Annotated in this window: 5 protein-coding genes; all 5 read left to right on the top strand. The window is 68.0% G+C overall.

The genetic code is table 11. From position 1 onward, the window contains the following. The coding region (locus GX015_RS00705) for an acyl-CoA carboxylase subunit beta (protein WP_291342036.1) at positions 1-1,148 on the top strand (1,148 nt) is incomplete at its 5' end. A gap of 126 nt (positions 1,149-1,274) precedes the next feature. Beyond that, positions 1,275-2,903: an acyl-CoA carboxylase subunit beta gene (locus GX015_RS00710; RefSeq protein ID WP_291342039.1), complete on the top strand. Its 1,629-nt coding sequence runs from the start codon at positions 1,275-1,277 to the stop codon at positions 2,901-2,903. After that, positions 2,900-3,163 (top strand): acyl-CoA carboxylase subunit epsilon, encoded by a 264-nt coding sequence (locus tag GX015_RS00715; protein WP_291342041.1) that lies wholly within the window; start codon positions 2,900-2,902, stop codon positions 3,161-3,163. Before GX015_RS00710 ends, GX015_RS00715 begins: the two co-directional genes overlap by 4 nt. Before the next feature lie 114 nt (positions 3,164-3,277). After that, the gene (locus tag GX015_RS00720) at positions 3,278-3,940 is read left to right on the top strand and encodes a nucleoside triphosphate pyrophosphatase (RefSeq protein ID WP_291342042.1); all 663 of its coding nucleotides are present in this window, start codon (positions 3,278-3,280) and stop codon (positions 3,938-3,940) included. 192 nt (positions 3,941-4,132) lie between these two features. After that, positions 4,133-5,141: VWA domain-containing protein (locus tag GX015_RS00725; RefSeq protein WP_291342044.1), on the top strand; the 1,009-nt coding region annotated here is incomplete at its 3' end.

Here is a 5,141-nt window from a genome sequence, read left to right on the forward strand (position 1 = left end):
CCCTGGACTACATCGCCCAGACCTTCCACTACAACGTCAAGGCCTCCGGCGTCGTCCCCCAGATCTCCGTCATCTTCGGCGCCTGCGCCGGCGGCAACGCCTACTCCCCCGCCCTGACCGACTTCGTGGTCATGGTGGAGAACTCCTCCCGCATGTTCGTCACCGGCCCCGACGTGATCAAGACCGTCACCGGCGAAGAAATCACCCAGGAGGAGCTGGGCGGCGCGACCACCCACATGGAGCTGGCCGGCAACACCCACTACACCGCGACCGACGACGAGGACGCCCTCGACTGGGTCCGTGACCTGCTCGACCACCTGCCGGACAACAACCGCGTCCTGCCGGAGATCATCGAGGACGACTTCGACGCCGCCGTCAACGACGACGACCTCGAGCTCGACTCCATCATCCCGGACAACCCGTCCCAGCCGTACGACGTCCGCGACGTCATCGCGGTCATCGCCGACGACGGCGACTACATGGAGATCCAGGAGGGCCGCGCCGACAACGTCGTCATCGCCTTCGGCCGCATCGAGGGCCGCGTGGTCGGCTTCGTGGCCAACCAGCCGCTGCAATTCGCCGGCTGCCTGGACATCGACGCCTCCGAGAAGGCCGCCCGCTTCGTCCGCACCTGCGACGCCTTCAACATCCCGCTGGTCCTGCTCGTCGACGTCCCGGGCTTCCTGCCCGGCGCCGACCAGGAGTACCAGGGCATCCTGCGCCGCGGCGCGAAGCTGCTGTACGCCTACGCCGAGGCCTCGGTGCCGAAGATCACCGTGACCATGCGCAAGGCCTACGGCGGCGCGTACTGCGTCATGGGCTCCAAGGGCCTGGGCGCCGACCTGAACCTGGCATGGCCGACCGCGCAGATCGCCGTCATGGGCGCCGCCGGCGCCGTGGGCTTCCTGCACCGCCGCGAGATCAAGGCCGCCCTGGAGCGCGACGGCGACGCCTCGGAGCTCATCAAGGAGTACGAGCAGGCGTACGAGGACCACATGCTCAACCCGTACCTCGCCGCCGAACGGGGGCTCATCGACGAAGTCATCCTTCCGTCGGAGACCCGCACGCGAATCGCCCGCAATCTGCGCCTGCTGCGCGACAAGAAGGTCGCCTGGCCTGCGCGCAAGCACGGCAACATGCCGCTGTAGCACCCCTGCGCGGGTCGGTTGCGGGGGTCCCCCGCGACCCCCGCGACAACCCCCTTTTCACCCCCAAGCGAACGCCGGTTGCCCCCATTTCCCGGACCGAAGTTCCCTAAACGTAGACTTGTGAACATGACGACTGCCGCACACACCACCACCGGCACCGAGCCGGACAAGTCCACCACCGCTGGCAAGCTCGCCGATCTGCGCGCGCGCCTCGCGGAGACCCAGGCCCCGATGGGCCAGGCCTCCATCGACCGCGTCCACGACAACGGCAAGCTCACCGCCCGCGAGCGCATCGAGTTCCTCCTCGACGACGGTTCCTTCGTCGAGATCGACGCCCTGGCCCGCCACCGCTCCAAGAACTTCGGCCTGGACGCCCGTCGTCCGGTCACCGATGGCGTGGTGACCGGCTACGGCACCATCGACGGCCGCAAGGTCTGCGTCTTCTCGCAGGACGGCGCGATCTTCGGTGGCGCGCTCGGCGAGGTCTACGGCGAGAAGATCGTGAAGATCATGGATCTGGCGATCAAGACCGGCGTGCCCATCATCGGCATCAACGAGGGCGCCGGCGCCCGCATCCAGGAGGGCGTCGTCTCGCTCGGCCTGTACTCGCAGATCTTCTTCCGCAACACCCAGGCTTCGGGCGTCATCCCGCAGATCTCCCTGATCATGGGCGCCTGCGCCGGTGGCCACGTGTACTCGCCGGCCCTGACCGACTTCATCATCATGGTCGACGGCACCTCGAAGATGTTCATCACCGGCCCGGACGTCATCAAGACGGTCACGGGCGAGGAGGTCACGCAGGAGGAGCTCGGCGGCGCCGGCACCCACATGGCTATCTCGGGCACCTCGCACTACACCGCCTCCGACGACGAGGACGCCCTGTCCTTCGTCCAGGAGCTGGTCGGCTACCTGCCGTCGAACAACCGCGCCGAGGCCCCGCGCATGGAGGCCGAGCCGTTCGAGGGCTCCATCGCCGACAACATCAACGAGACGGACCTCGAGCTCGACACGCTGATCCCGGATTCCCCGAACCAGCCGTACGACATCAAGGACGTCATCACCCGCCTGGCGGACGACGGCGACTTCCTGGAGATCCAGGAGGACTACGCGCAGAACGTGGTCATCGGCTTCGGCCGCGTCGAGGGCCGCTCCGTCGGCTTCGTCGCCAACCAGCCGATCCAGTTCGCCGGCTGCCTGGACATCAAGGCGTCCGAGAAGGCCGCCCGCTTCGTCCGCACCTGCGACGCCTTCAACATCCCGATCATCATGCTGGTCGACGTCCCGGGCTTCCTGCCGGGCACGTCCCAGGAGTTCGACGGCATCATCCGCCGCGGCGCGAAGCTGCTGTACGCGTACGCCGAGGCGACCGTCGGCAAGATCACGGTCATCACCCGCAAGGCGTACGGCGGAGCGTACTGCGTCATGGGCTCCAAGGACATGGGCGCGGACATCAACCTCGCCTGGCCGACCGCGCAGATCGCCGTCATGGGCGCCTCGGGCGCCGTGGGCTTCATCTACCGCAAGGAGCTGAAGCAGGCCGCCGCCGACGGCAAGGACGTCATGGAGGTCCAGAAGCAGTACGAGGCCGAGTACGAGGAGACCCTGGTCAACCCGTACATGGCCGCCGAGCGCGGCTTCATCGACGCGGTCATCCCGCCGTCGGAGACCCGCGGCCAGATCATCGAGGGCCTGCGTCTGCTCGACCGCAAGGTCGTCAACGTGCCCGCCAAGAAGCATGGGAACATTCCGCTGTGACCGATAACGCCAACGACACCACCGCCACCGAGAACGCCGAGGCGCAGGAGGCCCCCAAGGCCCCCTTCCTCAAGGTCGTCAAGGGAAACCCGACCGACGCGCAGGTCGCGACGCTGGCCGTGCTGTTCGCCGGCATGGCCAACGGTGCAGCCGACGCCGGCCCGAAGGGCCCCCGCAATCAGTGGGGCAACCTGGACGAGCGCCTGCAGCAGCCGCTGAGCTACAGCCCGGGCAGCTTCCAGAACGTCCAGTTCTTCTAGGACGTCCGCGGGACTGACCCGATTGCTTTGCGACGACGCCGTCGCCTCCCCTTCACCGGGGAGGCGGCGGCGCAGTCGTTTCCCGGGTCCGCCGACCCGCTACCGTGGTGTGCCATGAGCACCGTGCCCGCCAACCGCATCGTCTTGGCGTCCAGTTCCCCGTCCCGGCTGATGGTCCTGCGTTCGGCGGGAGTCGAGCCCGTGGTGTCGCCCCCGGAGGTCGACGAGGACGCCATCCTCGACGAGTTGGCGGCGCGGGGCGCGGACGCGGGCACCGTCGTCAAGCAATTGGCGGAGGCGAAGGCGGCGGCCGTGGCCGGTGCGATGGCCGGGGACGCGCGGACCGGGGCGGGCGTCACGGTGGTCATCGCGTGCGATTCGATGCTGCTGATGGGCGGCGAACTGTCCGGCAAGCCGCACACGGTCGACGAGACGGTGCGGCGGTGGAAGTCGCAGCGGGGGCGCGAGGCGGAGCTGGTGACGGGGCATTCGATCACCGCGATGCTGCCCGGCGGGGAGGTGCGGACGGCGACGGAGGCGGTGTCGACCGTGGTGAGGTTCGGAGAGCCGTCGGACGCGGACATCGTGGCGTACGCCGAATCGGGTGAGCCGCTGGGCTGCGCCGGGGCCTTCACGCTGGAGGCGCTGGGCGGGTGGTTCATCGACGGCATCGACGGCGACCCGTCCAGCGTGCTCGGGCTGTCGCTGCCGCTGATCCGGCGGACGCTGGCGGAGTGGGGCCTCGACGTCAGCGCGTTCTGGAATCGCGTGGGCTGACGGGACTGAAGGAGGGGCGGGTCCGGCCACCATTCGGGGCGTGAATAGTGGGGGCATGACTTCGCGCGTCCGGGGGTCGAAAATTGATGTGACGATCACCGTCGATTTTCGGGCCGTCATCGGGCGGCCCTGCGCCTCGAGACAGGATGTGCGGTCATGCGGTCGGGTTCACGTGCCGGAAGGATCATCGCGATGCTGGGTGCGGCCACCCTGCTGGCCGGATGCTCCACCTTCGACTCCCTCACCGGATCGGGAGGTGACGAACCCGCCCAAAGCGACATCCCCACCGCCCTGATCGTCGACGGCTCCGGCTCCATGAACACCGACGACGCCTCCGGAACCCGCATCGACGCCGCCAAAACAGCCGCCGGCGCCTACATCGACGCACTCCCCGACGGCACCGACTTCAGCCTCTGGACCTACGGCCTGAACACCTCAGACTCCGAAGCCGACCACGACGCCGGCTGCCAGGACACCACCAACCTCATCGACTCCGGCGACGTCGACCGCGACGCCGCCAAAAACGCCGTCAACGGCATCGCACCCCGCGGCTGGTCCCCCATCGCCGCAACGATGAAGCAGGCCGGTGAATCCCTGCCCACCGACGTCGAAGCCAGCCTCGTCGTCGTCACCGACGGTGAAGACCACTGCGGACGACCCACCATCTGCGAAGTCGCCGAACAACTCCACGAGTCGCATCCGATGCTGCGCATCGACGCGATCGGCTTCATGATCGACGACGACGAACTCAACTGCGCCGCCACCACCACCGGCGGCCTCTACGTCACCGCCGACAACACGGAGCAGCTCACCAGCCGTTTGGCCGCCAGCCGCGACACCGAGTTGTCCAAGACGACGTTGACCGGCCGCAGTTTCCAGGGCATCGAAATCGGGGCATCGCACGAGCGCATCTCCGCGGCCTTCTCGGATTTCCCCGCGTTGTCGGAGGGCACGGAAACCGTTTGCACCTCCGGTGACTGCGGGTCCGACACCATCACCATCGTCAATTGGCGCGACTGCGACTGGCACTTCACGGACGCCGGCATTCTTCAACTGATCGATCCGGGAGACGAGGCCCGCACCATCGACGGCTTCGGCGTCGGCGACGACGCCGACGAACTCGCCACCTTCTACGGCGACGTCATCGAAGAGTCGACCGGCACCCTCGACGGCGACGACGTGACCATCCGCTGGTACGAAG

The organism is Corynebacterium sp., assembly GCF_012837295.1.
In the GTDB taxonomy this organism is placed as follows: Bacteria; Actinomycetota; Actinomycetes; order Mycobacteriales; family Mycobacteriaceae; genus Corynebacterium.

Bases quoted from the DNA above. Each gene is read 5' to 3' on its own strand.
- GX015_RS00720 (WP_291342042.1), top strand. From the start codon at position 3,278: ATGAGCACCGTGCCCGCCAACCGCATCGTCTTGGCGTCCAGTTCCCCG.
- GX015_RS00710 (WP_291342039.1), top strand. From the start codon at position 1,275: ATGACGACTGCCGCACACACCACCACCGGCACCGAGCCGGACAAGTCC.